This is a genomic window from Amycolatopsis saalfeldensis (assembly GCF_900110575.1).
GTDB classification, from domain to species: Bacteria; Actinomycetota; Actinomycetes; order Mycobacteriales; family Pseudonocardiaceae; genus Amycolatopsis; species Amycolatopsis saalfeldensis.
Genome location: NZ_FOEF01000001.1, coordinates 13566 through 30867 on the forward strand (window position 1 = coordinate 13566; position 17302 = coordinate 30867).

Below are 17302 nucleotides of genomic sequence, written 5' to 3' on the forward strand. Positions count from 1 at the left end.
AGACGATCGAGGGATGCCGCTGCCGCGCTTTGAACCGCCCCCCGTCGTGTGAACTACGCCACTCCCTGCCGTGTGGCCCCGGCTGGGCTTGACCGTGCCGCTGCGTCACGGTCTTGACTGGAATCCGTCGACGTGATCGCGCCGGCGGACCGCAGAGCGAAAGAGGTGGGTAGTCGTGGCCTGGAGCACCCGCGAGATCGCCGAACTCGCCGGCACGACCTTGCGGGCGGTGCGGCATTACCACGCGATCGGCCTCCTCGACGAGCCCGAGCGGCGGGCCAACGGCTACAAGCAGTACGGCGTCGCCCACCTCGTGCGGATCCTGCGCATCAAGCGCCTGATCGACCTCGGGTTCTCGCTGGCCCAGATCTCCGCCATGGGCGACGCCGACGAGCACCCCGAAGAAGCGTTGCGCACGCTGGACACGGATCTCGCCACGACGATCGAGCGGTTGCAGCGGATCCGGGTCGAGCTGGCCCTGATCCTGCGGGAAGCCGCGCCGACCGACCTGCCGCTGGACTTCGGCCCGATCTCCACCGAGGCCGGGCTCTCGGCCAACGACCGCTCGTTCATCGTCGTGCTGACCCGGGTGCTCGGCCCGCGAGGGCTCCAGGCCTACGCCGAGATTCTCCAGAAGTACCAGGCGAAACCCGAGGTGTCCGCGTTCGACGGCCTGCCCGCCGACGCCGACGAGCAGACCCGCGCCGAACTGGCGCGGCAGCTGTTCCCCTACGTCCACGACCTGATCGCCGAGCACCCCGAGCTGGACGAGGTCGACCAGGACGCGCCGGGCGGGCCGCGGTTCGCCGCGCAGACCGTCGTCCAGGCCATCCAGGACCTCTACAACCCGGCCCAGATCGACGTCATGCGCCGCATCGCGTTATTGGGTCAGGAACCCGAAAAGAACTGACCGTCCGGCTGATCATGGATTCTGTCATCTCCTCGCTCTCCGGTTTCGTCGGCGGCCTGAACCCGGTGGTGCAATTCCTCGCCGTTTTCGTCATCGGCATCGTGCCATTCCTGGAATCGCACCTGGGCGCGTTCGTGGGCACCCTCACCGGGGTCCCGGTCGTGCTCGCCGCGCTCGCCGCCATCGGGGGCAGCCTGCTCGCCCTGGCCGTCGCCACCCGGGCCGGCGGCGCCGTCGCCCGCCGCGTCGCGGCCCGCCGCACGTCCGGCCCGAGCCCGCGAGCGGAGAAGGTCCTCGCCCTGTCGACGTTCATCATGCTCAGCGCCGGGCTCGACCGCCGCAAGGTGCTCACCTGGCAGATCACCGCCGTGGTGGCGTGGGGCATCGCCTTCGCGTCGATCGCCTTCGGAACGGTCGACGCCCTGAGCTGAGCTCTTGTTCAGTTCACGGGGCTGCGGCGTTCGAGGAAGACGGTGTCGTGCCAGGTGCCGTCGCGCTGGGCGATGCGTTCGCGGATGCCGACGGTGCGGTAGCCGGCGGCGCGGTGCAGGGCGAGGCCGGCGCGGTTTCCGGCGAAGACCGAGGTTTGCAGGGTCCAGAGCCCGGCGTCGTCGGCGGCCGTGACCTGCTTGCGCAGCAAGACATTCCCGACACCGCGGCCACGCTGGTCCTCGGCGACGCAGACGGAGGTTTCGGCGACACCGGCATAGCAGTCGCGTGTGGACACCGGACTGGACGCGGTCCAGCCCACCACTTCGCCGTCGCGTTCGGCGACCCAGCGGTGCCCGGGCAGCCACTTCGCGTCCAGGCTCGCCCGAGTCGGGACGGTGGTCTCGAACGTCGCGATGCCGGTGGCGATGCCCTCGCCGTAGATGCGCCGCACCGCGGCCCAGTCGCCCGGTTCCAGCTCCCGGACGGTGACGTCGCCGGGCACGTCGTCCGGGCAGCAGGGGCGCGGGGCAAGCAGTCCCATCACGGCGTCGGCGGCGTGCGGGAGCCCGGCGCAGCAGGCTTCGTTGACGGTGACGATGGTGGCGGTGCCGGCCTTCTGCAGGCGCACGAACCCGACGTCGGCGAGTTTGCGCACGTGATGGGAGGTGGTGGACTGGCTGGTGCCGAGGACCTCGGTCAGCGCGCCGACGGTGATGCCGCCGGGGCTGGTCGCGACGGCGTGCAGGAGCCGGACCCGGACCGGCTCGGCCAGGCAGGCGAACCAGTCCGCGTAGGTGGCCGCGTCCGAGGTGGGCAGGACCTGGGCCTGAGGCAGCGCGATCGGCATACCGCCGAGTGTATCGATCCGAATCGATGGTTGTATTCATCGATACTGGTCGATATTGTCGCCTTCGTTGGATCGACATGGATCGATGGAAGGACGGCCGGGATGAGCGAGCTGCCTGTTGTGGTGGTCGGTGCGGGCCCGGTGGGTCTCGCCGCGGCCGCGCATCTGCTGGAGCGCGGCCTGGAGCCGCTGGTGCTCGAACGCGGTGACCAGGCGGGGGCCGCGGTGGCGCAGTGGAATCACGTGCGGCTGTTCTCCTCGTGGTCGGAACTGGTCGACCCGGCCGGCGGGCGCCTGCTCGACCCGACGGGCTGGACCCGGCCCGACGGTGCCGGTTATCCGACCGGGCGGGAGTGGGCCGAGTCCTACCTGCGGCCGCTGGCGGCCGTGCTGGGCGCGCGGGTCCGGTTCGGCGCCGAGGTGGTCGGTGTCGCGCGGCGGGGCCGGGACCGGGTGGTCGACAGCGGCCGCGAGGATGAGCCGTTCTCGGTGCACATCCGGACCGCCGGGTCTGAGGAGCGGGTCCTCGCGCGGGCGGTGATCGACGCCTCCGGTACCTGGACCACGCCGAACCCACTCGGCGGAGAGGGCCTGCCCGCCGTCGGCGAAGGTGCCGCCCCGGATCGGATCTCCTACCGTGTGCCGGATCTTGCCGACGCCGGGGCCCGGTACGCGGGCAAGCACGTCGTCGTCGCCGGGAGCGGGCATTCGGCGCTGACCGCACTGGTCGCGTTGTCCGCACTGGCCGAGGCGGACGCCGCGACACGGATCAGCTGGGTGCTGCGCCGCGGTGGCGTCGGGAACACCTTCGGGGGCGGTGACGCCGACCAGCTGCCCGCTCGTGGCGCGCTGGGGTTGCGCGCGAAGGCGGCGGTGGACGCCGGGCTGATCACCGTGGTGACCGGGTTCCGCACCGAGGCCGTGGAGCGCGACGGCGACGGGCGGCTGAGGCTGCTCTCCTCGGCCGGGCAGCGGCTGGACGGCGTCGACGAAGTCGTCACGCTGACCGGGTTCCGGCCCGAACTGGGATGGCTCTCGGAGATCCGGCTCGAGCTGGACCCGACGCTTCAGGCGCCGGTGCGGCTGGCGCCGCTGGTCGACCCGAACGTCCACTCCTGCGGCACCGTTTACCCGCACGGCGCGAAGGAACTCGCCCACCCGGAGCGGAACTTCTTCCTGGCCGGGATGAAGAGCTACGGCCGGGCACCGACATTCCTCGCGCAGACCGGCTACGAGCAGGTCCGCAGCATCGCCGCCGAGCTGGCCGGGGACCACGAGGCCGCCGCCCGCGTCGAGCTGGTCATGGCCGAAACCGGCGTGTGCGGCGGCGCCGGCCTGTTCGACGAACCGGGCCCCGTGACCGGTGGGTGCTGCCGCCCCGAGCCGGAAGTGCTGACGCTGTCGGCGCCGCCCGCCGCGCCGTGAATGGCCTCAAGCCGGCGGCGGGGCCTTCTCGACCCAGCGGGTGCGCAACCAGAGGCTCACGTAGACGAGCCCGACGAGCACCGGCACCTCGATCAGCGGGCCGACCACTCCGGCCAGCGCCTGGCCGGAGGTCACGCCGAACACGCCGATCGCGACGGCGATCGCCAGCTCGAAGTTGTTGCCCGCCGCGGTGAACGCCAGCGTCGTCGTCCGTGGATACGACAGCCCCGAGGCCTTGCCCAGCAGATACCCGCCACCCCACATGATCGCGAAATACGCCAGCAGCGGCAGCGCGATCCGGGCGACGTCCAACGGCCGGGAGGTGATGGTGCCGCCCTGCAACGCGAACAGCATGACGATGGTGAACAGCAGGCCGTACAACGCGACCGGCCCGATCCTGGGCAGGAACTTCCCCTCGTACCACTGCCGTCCCTTGACGCGTTCCCCGATCCGGCGTGACAGGTACCCGGCCACGAGCGGGATCCCGAGGAAGATCACCACCGACCGCGCGATCTCCCACGGGGAGAAGCTGATGTCCTGGCCCTGCAGGCCGAGCCAGGACGGCAGCAGGTCGAGGTAGAACCAGCCCAGCACGCCGAACATGACCACCTGGAACACCGAGTTCAGCGCGACCAGCACCGCGGCGGCTTCACGGTCACCGCAGGCCAGGTCGTTCCAGATGATCACCATCGCGATGCACCGGGCCAGCCCGACGATGATCAGCCCGGTGCGGTACCCGGGCAGGTCCGGCAGCAGCAGCCACGCCAGCGCGAACATCAGCGCCGGGCCCAGCACCCAGTTCAGCACCAGCGACAGCACCATCGTGCGCCGGTCGCGGGTGACGGTGCCGAGCCGGTCGTAGCGGACCTTCGCCAGCACCGGGTACATCATCAGCAGCAGCCCCAGCGCGATGGGCAGCGACACCGGCCCGATCCTGACCGCGTCCAGCACGGTCTGCAGCCCGGGCACGGCGCTGCCCAGCAGCAGCCCGGCCGCCATCGCCACGAGGGTCCACACCGGCAGGAACCGGTCCAGGAACGGCAGTTTGCGCAGCACGTCGCCATCGGCCGAGGCCACGGGCGTCGACTCCGGGTTCATCGGGGCCCGGGGGCGTCGAGCAGTCCGGCGAGCAGACCCCGGACCAGGCGGTCGATCTCGTCGCGGATCGGGCGCACCGCCTCGACGCCCTGCCCGGCCGGGTCCTCCAGCGGCCAGTCCAGGTACCGCTTCCCCGGGAAGACCGGGCAGGTGTCGCCACAGCCCATGGTGATCACGACGTCCGCGGCCTCGACGTCGCCAGTGGAGAGCGCGCTGGGGATCTCCGCGGTGATGTCCAGGCCCCACTCGGCCAGCGCCTGCGCGGCGGCCGGGTTGACCCGGTCCGCGGGCTCGGAGCCCGCGGAGCGCACGGCGACGCGGCCGAGGGCGTGGTGCTGCAGCAACGCGGCGGCCATCTGGGACCGGCCGGCGTTGTGCACGCACACGAACAGCACCTCCGGGATGCGGATCACGGCAGCGGTCCTTTCAGCAGAAGGAAAGCCCGGGAACGGACGACACCGGCTGGATCGAACTCTGTCGATTCAAGTGAACCCATTGAATCGATGTTTGTCAATCCAGCAGCTACTATCATCGGACACCTGGGATAGATGGAGGAGGACCGATGGCGACCGCGCACGGCCACACCCGGCGGGAGCCGGCCGCGGTGACGCTGCTGCTCGCCGAACCCGCCGCGGTCATCGGCGGGGACGAGGCGGAGTCGGCGGCGAAGCTGTTCAAGGCCCTGTCCGACCCGGTCCGGATCCGGCTCGTGTCGCTGATCCGCCACTCACCCGGCGGGGAGGCCTGCTTCTGCGACCTCGCCGAGGACTTCGACATGCCTCAGCCCTCGCTCAGCCACCACCTGCGGGTGCTCGTCACCGCCGGCATCCTCGCCCGCGAGCGCCGCGGCACCTGGAGCTGGTACAGCCTCATCCCCGAATCCCTCGGCCGACTCGAAGCACTGCTGCGCCCCGGCGGCCCGCTCGCCGACCGGCACGCCCCCATGACCGACACTGGCCGTCGCTGAGCTCCGACCTGGTCTCGTCCTGAAGGCTTGCCGGCCGGCCGGTCAGCGCGCGCCCTCCATCGCGAGCAACGTCAGCTTCGCCGCTTCACCGCCCCGATAACGCCCGGCGGCCCCGTCCGACCGGACGACCCGGTGGCAGGGGACGACCAGCGGCACCGGGTTGGTGGCGCACGCGGTGCCCGCCGCCCGCACCGCGCGAGGGCTGCCCGCGGCCGCCGCCACCTCCGCGTAACTTCGCGTGCGGCCGAACGGAATGTCGTTCAGCCGGTCGAGGACCGAACGCCGGAAGCCCTTCGCCAGCCGGAGGTCGACCGGGACCCCGAACCGGCGCCGGTCGCCCGCGAAGTACTCGTCCAGCTCCCGGGCGACCGGGTCGAGCCGGCCCGGGGCCGCGAGCACCCGCGGGCTGACCGCGGCGGCCAGCGACTCCAGCACGGCGTCGTGGTCCTCGCCCTCGAACGCCACCCGCACGAGCCCTTCGGCGGTGGCCGCCAGCAGCAGCCGTCCGACCGGCGAGTCGACGGTGCGGTAGGCGAGGTCGAGGACGCCCTCGGCCTGTGCCTGCCCGGTCAGCTTGGTGTGCAGGGAATCCAGCACTTCGTCGTCCACATCGGACGGTACTGGGGATCCTCGATCGACGAGCGTCATGTGATGCCTTCCTTCGGTGGTGGGTTGCCGCCCGTTCGCACGGCGGCGACCACGCGGGCCGCGGCGGCGTCCGGGGCCTCGTGCTCCCAGACGCGCAGGACCGCCCAGCCCGCTTCTCGCAGCCGTTCGGTCGTGTCTTCGTCGCGGGCGCGATTCGTCCCGATCTTCTCGGCCCAGTAAGGCCGATGGGTGACCGGCTCGGTGTAGTGCTGCTCGCAGCCGTGCCAGAAGCAGCCGTCGACGAACACCGCGACCTTCGCCCGGGTGAACACGAGGTCCGCCCGCCGCCGGAGCGCGGCCACCGGCCGGGCGTCGACGCGGTAACGGAGCCCGGCCGCGTGCACCAGCCGCCGGAGGGCGAGTTCGGGATTCGTGTCGCGGGAACGGTTTCCTTGCATGGACCGCCGCACCGCGGGCGTCGAAGCCCACGACTCGGTGTCCTCGGTGGGCTTTCCCGTCATACCCCGTAGACGACGGCGACCGCCGGGATGTGAGGTCGAAGTGCTTGACGCTTGATGGCACACTCGTCCCCATCGCCCCGGCCGGGCCGGAAACCGAGGAGCCACATGACTTTCGCCGAACTGCACCAGGGCCCCGAACCGCTGGTGCTGCCCAACGCCTGGGACGTGCCCTCCGCACTGGCCCTGGTCGCGGAGGGCTTCCCCGCCATCGGGACCACGAGCTTCGGGGTCGCTTCGAGCCAGGGGAGCCCGGACGGCGGCCGCGCGAGCCGGGAAGCGAACCTGGCGCTGGCGCGGGCTCTGCGTGACCTGCCGGTGTACGTGAGCGTCGACGTCGAGGACGGCTACTCCGACGATCCGGCCGAAGTGGCCGGGTACGTCGAGCAGCTCGCCGTGGCCGGGATCAACATCGAGGACAGCACCGCGGAGCGGCTGGTCGCCCCGGAGCTGCTGGCCGCCAAGGTCGCGGAGGTCAAGCGGCGGAGCCCGGGACTGTTCGTGAACGCGCGGGTCGACACCTACTGGCTGCGTCAGGACGCCGAGCCGGCGCCGACCCTCGAACGCGCGGCGGCGTACGCGCGGGCCGGCGCGGACGGGGTCTTCGTCCCCGGCGCGACCGACCCCGCCCTGCTGCGGGAGCTCGCGGAAACCCTGTCCGTGCCGGTGAACACCCTGCCGGTGCCCGGGCTCAGCGTGCACGCGCTGGGGCGGCTCGGCGTCCGCCGAGTGAGCACCGGGTCCCTGCCCTACCGGGCCGCGCTGAACGCCGCAGTCGAGGCGGCTCGCGCCGTACGGGACGGGCTTCCGGTCCCGCCCGCCCTCGATTACCAGCGGATGCAGGAACAGCTGACCGGGTACAACCGCGCGGCTCCCGTGCCCGAGATTCAGCTGATCGCCCGTTACCAGGTGATCCCCGGCAACGAAGAGCAGGTCGACGAGCTGCTCGCCCGGCTCATCACGGCCACGCGGTCCGAGCCCGGCAACCTCGCCTTCGCTGTCTACCGCGGTGCCGGCGAGGTGATCCTGCTGGAGCGCTACGCCTCGCGTGAAGCCCTTGCCCAGCATCGGGAAACGGACCATTTCACGGAGCTGGTCCTCGGGCGGATCGTGCCCCTGCTGGAGAGCCGGACGGTCGAGGTCTACGACGTGGCCCCCTGATCCTCACGTTTCGGCGGCAGCCACCGTCTACCTGGTGAGACCCCGACGAAGGAGCTTCACCGGATGACTACGGCAACAACGCGGAACCATTACGCCGAGCGCGTGGGCACGGCCGATTGGGGCGCGGTCAAGACCGGGCTGGACGACGTCGGCTGCGCCCTGCTCCCACGACTGCTGACGCCGGCGGAGTGCCGGCAGATCGTCGCCCTGTGGGACGAGCCGGACCGGTTCCGCGCGACGGTCAACCTGCGCCGCCACCGGTTCGGCGATCATGGTGACTACCAGTACTTCCGCGAGCCGTTCCCCGAGCCGGTACGGGCGCTGCGCGAAGCCCTGTACCCGCGGCTCCTGCCGATCGCCCGGGAATGGTCCGAGAAGCTCCGGTGGGAGGCCGAGTGGCCCGAGACCCTCGAGGAGTGGCTCGAGGTCTGCCACCGCGCGGGACAGGCCAAGCCGACCCCGATCCTGCTGCGGTACGAGCCGGGCGGCTGGAACGCGCTGCACCGCGATCTGTACGGGGACAAGGTCTTCCCGCTGCAGGTGGTGGTGAACCTGAACGAACCCGGCACCGACCACACCGGCGGCGAGTTCCTGCTGACCGAGCAGCGCCCGCGAGCACAGTCACGGGGCACCGCGACGCTCATCCCGCAGGGGCACGGGCTGGCCTTCACCACCCGCGAAAAGCCGGTGCGCTCGGCGCGGGGCTGGTCGAAGGGACCGGTCCGGCACGGCGTTTCCGTGGTACACAGCGGGATGCGGCACACGCTGGGCCTGGTCTTCCACGATGCGGCTTGACGGTGCCGTGCCGCAGCGTCGTCCCGGCGGGCTTTTCCCCGCTCCCGCAACGCCCGCCTGCCCGTACTCCCGCGGCGCGACTGTGCGGAGACGACGAACTGGCGGCACTCGTCGGCGCGGCCCGCGCGGTGCGGCCCGCGCCGGTGAGCGCGGTGGTGGGCACCGCGTCGGACGCGATTTCCCGGGCGAACGGGGAGCTGCTCGCCGCGGCCTGGGCCGAGGACGGTGGCACGGTGCTGGCCACGGTCCGCTGGCCGGAGACCGCCGCCTCGTGGCTCCGCCCGGCACGCCGGTTCGCCGCGCCGGAGCCGGACGTGTGGCTGGTCGCCGCGACGGTGCCCGGCTGGGCGGCGATGGGCCGCAGGCTCGTGACGTCGACCGCGTGGTCGCCGGCCCGCACGTTCGCCACCACGCCGCTGGCCGACCCCGAGCTGATCGCACTGGGCGGGATCGGCACCTTCGACGGACTGCGCGGAGCCTACCCGGACGGTCGTTTGTGGACAGTCCAGCGGACCCTGCTCCGGCCGTGGGCCACCGGCTAGGCGAGACGCGGCTCAGCGGAGCGGAAGCTGCTTCAGCACCAGCGCGCCCCGTTCCCTGGCCGTCTTCAGGTCGTCGGGCCCGTACCGGCCGCCCAGATCGGCGAGCACCCGGTACACGAGTTCCGCCTCCGCCACCAGGATCCGGGCCTCGGCCTCCGGGCCGTGACCGCGGCACGAGGCGACGCGGCACTTCTCCGCCAGCGACTGCTCGACGGCGCCGATCGGGTCGCGGACGCGGAAAGTCGCGTCCAGCACCTCCGGGGTCAGCTCGTCCCGGCCCGGGCTCGGCCCGAACCGCACCAGCCGGTCGGCCAGTTCGAGCCGGGCGTTCGCGGCCGAGGCGAGCCGGTCGTCCCCGTGGACGATCCCGTTCACGCCGTCCTTCGTCAGGAGCGGGAACTCGACCGGCGGCGCCTCCGCCAGCGACCGGATCCGATCGGGCTCGCCGACGCTGATCCCGGACCGGTCGAAGGCCCACAGCGCGCCCCGCGCACCGGCGAGCGCGCTGCGGGCGAGCATCCATCCCTCGGCTTGCAGGCTGGTCGCCGAGCGCCGGCTCAGGATCGTGCCGTACGCGAAACGCGGGCCGAGATCGTCCACATCAACACAGGCGAGGCGGAACAACGCGGTCTCCGCCCGGAGCGCGACGCGCATGAACCGGGCGCTGTCCCGCCGGCCGGTGAAACCGCGCGGGCCCCGGACCGCCCACACCGCCTCGGCTTCGCGCGTCAGCTTCACCGCTTTCTGCCACAGCCGGATCTCGTCTCGCGGCGACAACTTCATCACGCGCTCCGCTCTCCCCGCTGATCACCCGGCCAGGCGAACAAACCTAGGACAGCGCGCCGGGGAGGGGTCCCCGTTGACCGCTTGCGGCCGTGCTCACGCTCCCCGGGCCCGGCGGCGACGAGGGGCTTCACGCGCCTCGACGCGGTGGCGGATCGCGAGCTGGACGATGTCCGCGACCAGCGGGTCTTCGGCGAGGTAGATCTGCCGCTTGCCGGCCCGCCGTGAGCTGACCAGCCCGGCCAGCTTCAGCTTGGCCAGGTGGTGGCTGACCGTGGCCACGCTCTGGCCGGTGTCCTCGGCGAGGGTGCCGACGTCGCGTTCACCGGTGGCCAGCAGCCACAGGATGTGCAGCCGGACGGTGGCCGAGAGCAGGGCGAACGTGCCGGCGGCGTCCTGGAGCAGATCGGGCGTCAGCTGCTCCGGCAGCACCGGCTCGGGTGGGAGCGGGTCGGGCGGGGTGGGGGTGGGCACGGGTCCATCCTCTCGGGTCTCCCCCGTAGCGTGACGTACGACCAATACTTGTACAAGTGTTTGACTGTTACGGACCGGGTGCGCTCTACTGGAGCCCGGCGGTCCCGGCGGGGACCGGCGAGTCGTCGTGTGAAGGGAGGTGAGCCGGGTGACCGGCGAAGGAAGTAGTAGTCGCGATCGCGCGGATCACCAGCCTTCCCGGCTCGCACCGGGGTAGGCCGGGTCCGCGTGGTCGATGCCGCTGTCGTCACAGCTTCGGCCTCCACGGACAGGACCCCCTGATGACCCGTTTCTCCACGCTCCCGGCCCCCGGCGAGGTGTCGCCGGCCGCGCTCGCCGACGCCCCGGTGCTCACCGTTTTCCAGCGGCTCGCCAGCACGCCCAAAGGGCTGACCGAGTCCGAGGCGGCCGACCGGTTGCGGCGGTACGGCGACAACCAGGTCGAAGGCGCGGCCCCGCTCGGGCTGCCCGGCCAGGCCTGGGCGGCGGTGCGCAGCCCGTTCGTCGCGCTGCTGACCGGGCTCGGTGTGGTGTTCGCCGTGGTCGGGGACCTGCGCGGCGCGGTCACCGTGAGCGTGATGGTGGTGCTGAGCGTGGGGCTGCGCTTCTGGCAGCACACCCGTTCCGAGCGCGCTGTGCGGGCGCTGCGGGCCCAGGTGAGCACCACCGTGACGGTGCGCCGACGGGCCGGCGACGGGTTTCCCGCACTGGAGCGGGAAGTGCCGACCGCCGACCTGGTGCCCGGCGACGTCGTCCGGCTGGGGCCCGGCGACGTGATGCCCGCGGACGTGCGCGTGGTCGCGGCGGGCGACCTGGTCGTGGACCAGTCGGCGTTGTCCGGGGAGGCGCTGCCGGTCGCGAAGCGGCTGCCGCCGGCCGAACGGCCCCGGCGTGGCCCGCGGCCGGAGCTGATCGACTCGCCGGCGCTGGGATTCGCCGGCACGGCGGTGGTCGGCGGCGCCGCGACCGCGGTGGTGATCGCGACCGGCGCCGGCACCTACTTCGGCTCGCTGGCCGCGCAGACCGCCGCGCCACGCGGGGAATCGAGCTTCGACCTCGGCGTGCGGCGGGTCGGCTGGACGCTGATCCGGTTCATGCTGGTGATGGTGCCGATCGTGCTGGTCGTCAACGGGGTGGTCACCGGGAACTGGGCGCAGGCGGGCATGTTCGCCGCGGCCGTCGCGGTCGGGCTGACGCCGGAGATGCTGCCGGTGATCGTCACGACGAACCTGGCCCGCGGCGCGGTCCGGCTTTCGCGGCGGCGGGTGATCGTCAAGCGGCTCAACGCGATCCAGGACCTCGCCGCGATGGACGTGCTGTGCGTGGACAAGACCGGCACGCTCACCGAAGACCGGGTCGCGTACGCGCACAGCATCGACCTGTCCGGCCGTCCGGACGGCGAGGCGGCCGAGTACGCCTACCTGGCCGTGCACTTCCAGGCCGACCGGCACGACCGGCTCGACGAGGCGATCGCCGCCCAGCTCGCCGACGAGGACGAGGACCTGGTCACCGAGGCGATGTTCAGCAAGGTCGCCGAGATCGCCTTCGACCACGACCGGCGCCGGGCCACCGTGGTCGTGAGCCGCCCCGTCGACCAGGAAATCCTGATCTGCAAAGGGGATCCGGACGAGATCCTGCCGCGCTGCTCGCACGCCCGCCGCGACGGCGAGGTCGTCGAGCTGACCGCGGACGCCCGCGCGGCCGCGGCCGACCTCGTGCGCGCCTACGCCCAGCACGGCATGCGCATCCTCGCCGTGGCGGCACGCGAGTTCCGGACCCGGCTCGACGGCTACGACGCCCGCGACGAAAACGAGCTGGTGCTGGTGGGATTCGTCGGGTTCGTCGACCCGGTCCGGGACCGCGCGGCCACCGCGGTGCGCGCGCTGGACGAGCACGGGGTGACGGTCAAGATCCTCACCGGCGACAACCCGCACGTCGCCACGCAGGTCGCGGCCCAGGTCGGCGTGCCCGTCGGCGAGGTCGTGCTCGGCCGGCAGGTCGACCGCGCCGACGAGGCCGACCTGCGGGTGCTCGTCGAGCGCACCACCGTCTTCGCGAAGCTCACCCCGGCGCACAAGGCGCGCCTCGTCGCGACCCTGCGCGCGAACGGCCGCGCGGTCGGGTTCGTCGGCGACGGCGTCAACGACGTCACCGCGCTGCGCACCGCCGACGTCGGCATCGCCCCGGACACCGCGACCGACGTGGCCAAGGACGCGGCCGACCTCGTGCTGCTGGACCGCGACCTCGGCGTGCTCGCGCGCGGGGTGGTCGAGGGCCGCCGGACGCTGGGCAACACGCAGAAGTACGTCAACATCACGGCCAGCTCGAACTTCGGCAACGTGCTGACCGTGCTCGCGGCGAGCGCGTTCCTGCCCTTCCTCCCGATCCTGCCGATTCAGCTGATGGTGGCGAACCTGCTCTACGACGCCGCCCAGATCGCACTGGCCTGGGACCGCGTCGACGAGGCCTACCTGCGGCGGCCGCGGCGCTGGGACGCGCGGGGGCTGACCCGGTTCATGCTCGTGTTCGGGCCGCTCAGCTCGATCTTCGACCTCTCCACCTTCGCGGTGCTGTGGTGGGTGTTCGACGTGGGCTCGGAACCGCTGCTGTTCCAGACCGGCTGGTTCGTCGAAGGCCTGCTCTCGCAGCTGGTCGTCGTGCTCGTCCTTCGTGGCCGGGGCCGCCCGTCCCGCCCGCTGGTGCTCGCCGCCGTCACGGCCGGGCTGGCCGGGCTCCTGCTGCCGCTTTCGCCGTTGGCCGAGGGGCTGATGATGCACCCGCTGCCCGGCGGCTACCTGGTGTGGCTGGTGCTCGTGCTGGCCGGTTACGGGCTGGCAGCGCTGCTGGCGAAACGGTGGTACGCCCGCCGCGCCCCCGCGTTGTGGTGACCCAGCACCGTCCGAAATAGACAAACCTCCGAAGAGAAGTGAGAGCGCAGATGACGACTGCGGAGATGCTGCTGCGCCTGGGAAGCGGCGTGGGGCTCGGCACGGTGATCGGATTCGAGCGGCAGTACCGCGCCCGGATGGCCGGGCTGCGGACCAACGCGCTGGTGGCCGCCGGCGCCACCTTGTTCGTGTTGCTTTCGGCGCACGGCTTCACCGGCGCCGCCGCCGATCCGACCCGCGTGGCCGCGCAGATCGTGTCCGGGATCGGGTTCCTCGGCGCCGGCGTGATCCTGCGTGAGGGCCTGACCGTGCGCGGCCTGAACACCGCCGCGACACTGTGGTGCTCGGCCGCGGTGGGCTCGTTGTGCGGGGCCGGGCTCTACTGGATCGCGGTGGCGGGCACGGTGGTCGTGGTCGCCGTCAACGTCGCGCTGCGCCCGCTGGGCCGCGTGGTGGACCGCCGCCCGGACACCGGCACCGAAACCCCGGCGTCCTACACCTTCCTGGCCGTGACCACCGACGAGGCCGAGGCACACGTGCGCAGCCTGCTGGTGCAGGCGCTGACCCGCACCGACTTCGCGCTGCGCTCGGTGACCAGCGTCAACGCCGGCGGCGCGGGCAGCGGCCGGGTCGAGGTCCGCGCCGAAATGTCGGCCGACCAGCGTGACGACAAGCAGATGGAGTCGGCGGTCAGCCGGCTGTCCATGGAGCCGTCGGTGACCAGTGTGCGCTGGGAGACCGAGACGTTCACCGGCCGCGACGACGAGAGCTGAGCCCGATGTCCCTGCTTCGCACCTTCCCCACCCGCGGGGCGCTGGCCCGGCCCGGGCGCGGTGCCGCCGACGTGCTGGTGTTCCTCGGCGCGGCCGTGCTGCTGTGGCTGGTCGTCCGGCTCGCGCACGGCACGGCGGCGCCGTGGAACGAGGCCACCGCACCGTCCACAGTGTCCACCGATCCGGCCGAACTTCCCTACTACGCCGGACGTTCCCTGTTGCGGATGTTCGTCGCGCTGGGGCTCTCGGTGCTGTTCACCTTCGTCTACGCCACCGCCGCGGCCCGGCTGCGGCGCGCGGAGAAGGTGCTGATCCCGCTGCTGGACATCCTGCAGTCAGTGCCGATCCTCGGGTTCCTCTCGGTGACGATCACCGGTTTCATCGCGCTGTTCCCGGGCTCGCAGCTCGGCCTGGAGGCCGCGTCGATCTTCGCGATCTTCACGTCGCAGGCCTGGAACATGACCTTCGCGTTCTACCACTCGCTGGTGTCGCAGCCGCGGGACCTCGACGAGGCGTCCCGGCTGCTGCGGCTTTCGCGGTGGCAGCGGTTCTGGCGGGTCGACGCGCCCGGCGGGATGATCGGGCTGGTCTGGAACGGGATGATGAGCTTCGGCGGCGGCTGGTTCTTCCTCACCGCGTCCGAAGCGCTCAGCGTCGACAACCACAATTACGCGCTGCCCGGCATCGGCGCGTACGTCGCGACCGCCACCGACGAGGGCGACCTCGGCAAGGTGCTGCTGGCAATCGTCGTGATGATCGTGCTGGTGGTCGGGGTGAACGTGCTGTTCTGGCGCCCGCTCACGGCGTGGGCCGAGCGCTTCCGCGTCGAAGACTCCGAGGCCGCCGAAGCGCCCCGAAGCGTCACGCTCACGCTGCTGCGGCGTTCCCGCATCCCGGCGTTCCTCGGCCGGGTCTTCGGCCGGCTGGTGTTCCCGCTCGACCGGATCATGGCCTGGTTCGGGCTGGCCGAGCACCCGCTGCGGACCTCGCCGGTGCGGCGCCGCGCCGGGGACGTGGTGTTCGCCGTCGCCGTGCTCGCGCTGATCACGTACGGGCTGGTCCGGATGGTCACGTTCATCGCGGGCACCTCCGGGTTCGGCGAGGTCGGGCACGCGCTCTGGCTGGGGCTGATCACGTTCGCCCGGGTGCTCGTGCTGGTCGCGGCCGCGACGCTGGTCTGGGTGCCGGTCGGGGTCTGGATCGGGCTGAACCCCCGGGTTTCCCGCCTGGCGCAACCGGTGGTGCAGGTGCTGGCGAGCTTCCCGGCGAACTTCCTGTTCCCGTTGGTCACCGGGGTCCTGCTGGCCACCGGGATCAGCCTGGACTGGGGCGGCATCCTGCTGATGGCGCTCGGCGCGCAGTGGTACATCCTGTTCAACGTCATCGCGGGCGCCAGCGCCATCCCGAACGACCTGCGCGAGGCCGCGTCGAGCCTGCGGCTGCCGCGGAAGCTGTGGTGGCGCAAGCTGATCCTGCCCGCGATCTTCCCCGGCTACGTCACCGGCGGCATCACCGCGGCGGGCGGCGCCTGGAACGCCTCGATCGTCGCCGAAGTCGTTTCCTACCACGGCACCACGCTCACCGCGACCGGCCTCGGGGCGTACATCAAGGACGCCACCGGCTCGGGCAACGCCGCGCAGATCCTGATCGGCGTCGCGGTGATGAGCCTCTACGTCGTCGGCCTCAACCGGCTGTTCTGGCGCCGTCTCTACGCACTGGCCGAGCGCCGCTTCTCCCTCACCTGATCCCCGGAGGAATCCTGATGTCCACCACCACGCACACCGGCGACGTCCTCGTCAGCGTCGAGAAGGTGTCCAAGAGCTTCCCCGGCACCGCCGGGGACGAGCTGCGCGTCCTCGACGCCATCTCCCTCGACCTGCGCGCCGGCGAGATCGTCGCGCTGCTCGGCCGGTCCGGCTCCGGCAAGTCGACCCTGCTGCGCACCATCGCCGGGCTGATCGGGCCCACCAGCGGCAGCGTCCGCTACCGCGGGACCGAGCTGAACGGCGCCAACCCCGGCACCGCCATGGTGTTCCAGTCGTTCGCGCTGATGCCGTGGCTGACCGTGCAGGACAACGTCGAACTCGGCCTCGCCGCTCAGGGCGTGCCCCCGGCCCAGCGGCGCGAACGCGCGCTGAAGGCCATCGACATGATCGGCCTGGACGGCTTCGAATCCGCCTACCCCAAGGAGTTGTCCGGCGGCATGCGCCAGCGTGTCGGCTTCGCGCGGGCGCTCGTGCTGGAGCCGGACCTGCTGCTGATGGACGAGCCGTTCTCCGCGCTCGACGTGCTCACCGCGGAGAACCTGCGCTCCGAGCTGATGCGCCTGTGGGACGGCGAACGCTTCCCCACCAAGGGAATCTGCATCGTCACGCACAACATCGAAGAGGCCGTGCTGCTCGCCGACCGGGTGATCGTGCTCGGCGCCAACCCCGGCCACATCAGCGCCGAGGTCGAGGTCGGCCTGGCGCGCCCGCGCGACCGGCGCGCCCCGGCGTTCGCGGCGCTGGTCGACCGGCTCTACGACCTGCTCACCGGCCGCGAGCCCGACCACGTCGTGCCCGAGCCCACCGAGGCCACGCCCACCGCGCGGCCGCTGCCGATCGCGTCCGTCGGCGGGCTGGCCGGGCTGGTCGAGATCGTCTACGCCCAGGGCGGGCGCGTCGACCTGCCCGACATCGCCGCCGAGCTGAGCTTCGAGATCGACGACCTGCTGCCCCTGGTCGACGCGGCCGCCATGCTCGACTTCCTGTTCGTCGCCGGCGCCGACCTCAACCTCACGCCGATGGGCACCGCGTTCACCACCGCCGACATCCAGGACAGCAAGAAGATCTTCGCCGAGCAGGCCCGCCACCGCGCGCCGCTGGTGCGGACCATCTACAAGGCACTGGCCGCCAGCGCCGACGGCACCCTGCGGGCCGCGTTCTTCCTCGACCTGCTCCGCCGCGGCTTCTCCACCGACGACGCCCGCCAGCAACTCGACACCGCCATCGACTGGGGCCGCTACGGCGAGCTGTTCGACTACGACACCGACGCCGGCCAGATCACCCTCGACCCGGCCCACCGGACCGCGCCGGCCGTCACGACTGCCTGAAGCCCGG

General features: G+C 72.1%; 18 protein-coding genes. 11 read left to right on the forward strand and 7 right to left on the reverse strand.

Annotated features, from left to right (window positions below):
• Positions 1-175: 175 nt before the first annotated feature.
• Together BMY97_RS00070 and BMY97_RS00075 are read left to right on the forward strand one after the other, a co-directional pair.
• Positions 176-910 carry a helix-turn-helix domain-containing protein gene (locus BMY97_RS00070; RefSeq protein ID WP_091610670.1) on the forward strand — a complete coding sequence of 245 codons (735 nt, stop codon included), beginning with the start codon at positions 176-178 and terminating at the stop codon, positions 908-910.
• Positions 911-924: 14 nt separating this feature from the next.
• A complete protein-coding gene (locus BMY97_RS00075; RefSeq protein WP_091610673.1) occupies positions 925-1341 on the forward strand; it encodes a hypothetical protein in 417 nt (138 codons plus the stop codon).
• A gap of 8 nt (positions 1342-1349) precedes the next feature.
• On the opposite strand, the gene BMY97_RS00080 is transcribed toward BMY97_RS00075, so the two are convergent.
• On the reverse strand, positions 1350-2189 hold the full coding sequence (locus BMY97_RS00080) for a helix-turn-helix domain-containing GNAT family N-acetyltransferase (protein ID WP_091610676.1): 840 nt from the start codon (positions 2187-2189) through the stop codon (positions 1350-1352).
• A 102-nt stretch (positions 2190-2291) separates the two neighbouring features.
• On the opposite strand from BMY97_RS00080, the gene BMY97_RS00085 reads away from it, so the two are divergent.
• Positions 2292-3614: an FAD-dependent oxidoreductase gene (locus BMY97_RS00085; RefSeq protein WP_091610678.1), complete on the forward strand. Its 1323-nt coding sequence runs from the start codon at positions 2292-2294 to the stop codon at positions 3612-3614.
• A 6-nt stretch (positions 3615-3620) separates the two neighbouring features.
• Here BMY97_RS00085 and arsB read toward each other — a convergent pair whose 3' ends face one another.
• Positions 3621-4712, reverse strand: coding sequence for an ACR3 family arsenite efflux transporter (arsB, locus tag BMY97_RS00090; protein ID WP_091610681.1), 1092 nt, complete (start codon positions 4710-4712; stop codon positions 3621-3623).
• Positions 4709-5068, reverse strand: a complete 360-nt coding sequence (locus BMY97_RS00095) for an arsenate reductase/protein-tyrosine-phosphatase family protein (RefSeq protein ID WP_425425221.1) — start codon at positions 5066-5068, stop codon at positions 4709-4711. Before BMY97_RS00095 ends, arsB begins: the two co-directional genes overlap by 4 nt.
• Before the next feature lie 206 nt (positions 5069-5274).
• Between BMY97_RS00095 and BMY97_RS00100 the strand changes: the two genes are divergently transcribed.
• Entirely contained in the window at positions 5275-5679 is a 405-nt protein-coding gene (locus BMY97_RS00100) for an ArsR/SmtB family transcription factor (protein ID WP_091610686.1), read from the forward strand.
• A gap of 42 nt (positions 5680-5721) precedes the next feature.
• On the opposite strand, the gene BMY97_RS00105 is transcribed toward BMY97_RS00100, so the two are convergent.
• Positions 5722-6327, reverse strand: coding sequence for a methylated-DNA--[protein]-cysteine S-methyltransferase (locus tag BMY97_RS00105; RefSeq protein ID WP_091610689.1), 606 nt, complete (start codon positions 6325-6327; stop codon positions 5722-5724).
• The gene (locus BMY97_RS00110; RefSeq protein ID WP_091610691.1) at positions 6324-6788 is read right to left on the reverse strand and encodes a very short patch repair endonuclease; all 465 of its coding nucleotides are present in this window, start codon (positions 6786-6788) and stop codon (positions 6324-6326) included. Before BMY97_RS00110 ends, BMY97_RS00105 begins: the two co-directional genes overlap by 4 nt.
• 105 nt (positions 6789-6893) lie before the next feature.
• On the opposite strand from BMY97_RS00110, the gene BMY97_RS00115 reads away from it, so the two are divergent.
• The 3 genes from BMY97_RS00115 (at position 6894) to BMY97_RS46755 (ending at position 9283) form a co-directional block, all read left to right on the forward strand.
• Entirely contained in the window at positions 6894-7946 is a 1053-nt protein-coding gene (locus tag BMY97_RS00115) for an isocitrate lyase/phosphoenolpyruvate mutase family protein (protein WP_177231108.1), read from the forward strand.
• Positions 7947-8009: 63 nt separating this feature from the next.
• Positions 8010-8741, forward strand: coding sequence for a 2OG-Fe(II) oxygenase (locus tag BMY97_RS00120; RefSeq protein ID WP_091610694.1), 732 nt, complete (start codon positions 8010-8012; stop codon positions 8739-8741).
• A gap of 2 nt (positions 8742-8743) precedes the next feature.
• Entirely contained in the window at positions 8744-9283 is a 540-nt protein-coding gene (locus BMY97_RS46755) for a hypothetical protein (RefSeq protein WP_245787138.1), read from the forward strand.
• Positions 9284-9295: 12 nt separating this feature from the next.
• Here the strand turns inward: BMY97_RS46755 and BMY97_RS00130 are convergent, their stop codons facing one another.
• Together BMY97_RS00130 and BMY97_RS00135 are read right to left on the reverse strand one after the other, a co-directional pair.
• Entirely contained in the window at positions 9296-10066 is a 771-nt protein-coding gene (locus BMY97_RS00130) for a hypothetical protein (protein WP_091610697.1), read from the reverse strand.
• A 96-nt stretch (positions 10067-10162) separates the two neighbouring features.
• A complete protein-coding gene (locus BMY97_RS00135) occupies positions 10163-10540 on the reverse strand; it encodes an ArsR/SmtB family transcription factor (protein WP_177231110.1) in 378 nt (125 codons plus the stop codon).
• Between the two features lie 281 nt (positions 10541-10821).
• Here BMY97_RS00135 and mgtA point away from each other — a divergent pair, with 281 nt between their 5' ends.
• From mgtA to BMY97_RS00155, 4 genes are read left to right on the forward strand one after another with little or no spacing between them, the layout of a single operon-like run.
• Positions 10822-13428 carry a magnesium-translocating P-type ATPase gene (mgtA, locus tag BMY97_RS00140; protein ID WP_091610700.1) on the forward strand — a complete coding sequence of 869 codons (2607 nt, stop codon included), beginning with the start codon at positions 10822-10824 and terminating at the stop codon, positions 13426-13428.
• A gap of 50 nt (positions 13429-13478) precedes the next feature.
• Positions 13479-14201 (forward strand): MgtC/SapB family protein, encoded by a 723-nt coding sequence (locus BMY97_RS00145; protein ID WP_091610702.1) that lies wholly within the window; start codon positions 13479-13481, stop codon positions 14199-14201.
• 5 nt (positions 14202-14206) lie between these two features.
• Positions 14207-15946, forward strand: coding sequence for an ABC transporter permease (locus BMY97_RS00150; RefSeq protein ID WP_091610705.1), 1740 nt, complete (start codon positions 14207-14209; stop codon positions 15944-15946).
• 17 nt (positions 15947-15963) lie between these two features.
• Complete coding sequence (locus BMY97_RS00155; RefSeq protein WP_091610708.1) at positions 15964-17295, forward strand: ABC transporter ATP-binding protein; 1332 nt, start codon at positions 15964-15966, stop codon at positions 17293-17295.
• The last annotated feature ends 7 nt before the right edge of the window (positions 17296-17302 follow it).

What these genes read in the sequence shown, in the direction of transcription:
- BMY97_RS00085 (WP_091610678.1), top strand. Translation starts at nt 2,292, where the DNA reads ATGAGCGAGCTGCCTGTTGTGGTGGTCGGTGCGGGCCCGGTGGGTCTC.
- BMY97_RS00150 (WP_091610705.1), top strand. Translation starts at nt 14,207, where the DNA reads ATGTCCCTGCTTCGCACCTTCCCCACCCGCGGGGCGCTGGCCCGGCCC.
- BMY97_RS00080 (WP_091610676.1), bottom strand. Translation starts at nt 2,189, where the DNA reads ATGCCGATCGCGCTGCCTCAGGCCCAGGTCCTGCCCACCTCGGACGCG.
- BMY97_RS00095 (WP_425425221.1), bottom strand. Translation starts at nt 5,068, where the DNA reads ATGGCCGCCGCGTTGCTGCAGCACCACGCCCTCGGCCGCGTCGCCGTG.
- BMY97_RS00145 (WP_091610702.1), top strand. Translation starts at nt 13,479, where the DNA reads ATGACGACTGCGGAGATGCTGCTGCGCCTGGGAAGCGGCGTGGGGCTC.
- mgtA (WP_091610700.1), top strand. Translation starts at nt 10,822, where the DNA reads ATGACCCGTTTCTCCACGCTCCCGGCCCCCGGCGAGGTGTCGCCGGCC.
- BMY97_RS00130 (WP_091610697.1), bottom strand. Translation starts at nt 10,066, where the DNA reads ATGAAGTTGTCGCCGCGAGACGAGATCCGGCTGTGGCAGAAAGCGGTG.
- BMY97_RS00155 (WP_091610708.1), top strand. Translation starts at nt 15,964, where the DNA reads ATGTCCACCACCACGCACACCGGCGACGTCCTCGTCAGCGTCGAGAAG.
- BMY97_RS00115 (WP_177231108.1), top strand. Translation starts at nt 6,894, where the DNA reads ATGACTTTCGCCGAACTGCACCAGGGCCCCGAACCGCTGGTGCTGCCC.
- BMY97_RS00110 (WP_091610691.1), bottom strand. Translation starts at nt 6,788, where the DNA reads ATGACGGGAAAGCCCACCGAGGACACCGAGTCGTGGGCTTCGACGCCC.
- BMY97_RS00120 (WP_091610694.1), top strand. Translation starts at nt 8,010, where the DNA reads ATGACTACGGCAACAACGCGGAACCATTACGCCGAGCGCGTGGGCACG.
- BMY97_RS00100 (WP_091610686.1), top strand. Translation starts at nt 5,275, where the DNA reads ATGGCGACCGCGCACGGCCACACCCGGCGGGAGCCGGCCGCGGTGACG.
- arsB (WP_091610681.1), bottom strand. Translation starts at nt 4,712, where the DNA reads ATGAACCCGGAGTCGACGCCCGTGGCCTCGGCCGATGGCGACGTGCTG.
- BMY97_RS00105 (WP_091610689.1), bottom strand. Translation starts at nt 6,327, where the DNA reads ATGACGCTCGTCGATCGAGGATCCCCAGTACCGTCCGATGTGGACGAC.
- BMY97_RS00075 (WP_091610673.1), top strand. Translation starts at nt 925, where the DNA reads ATGGATTCTGTCATCTCCTCGCTCTCCGGTTTCGTCGGCGGCCTGAAC.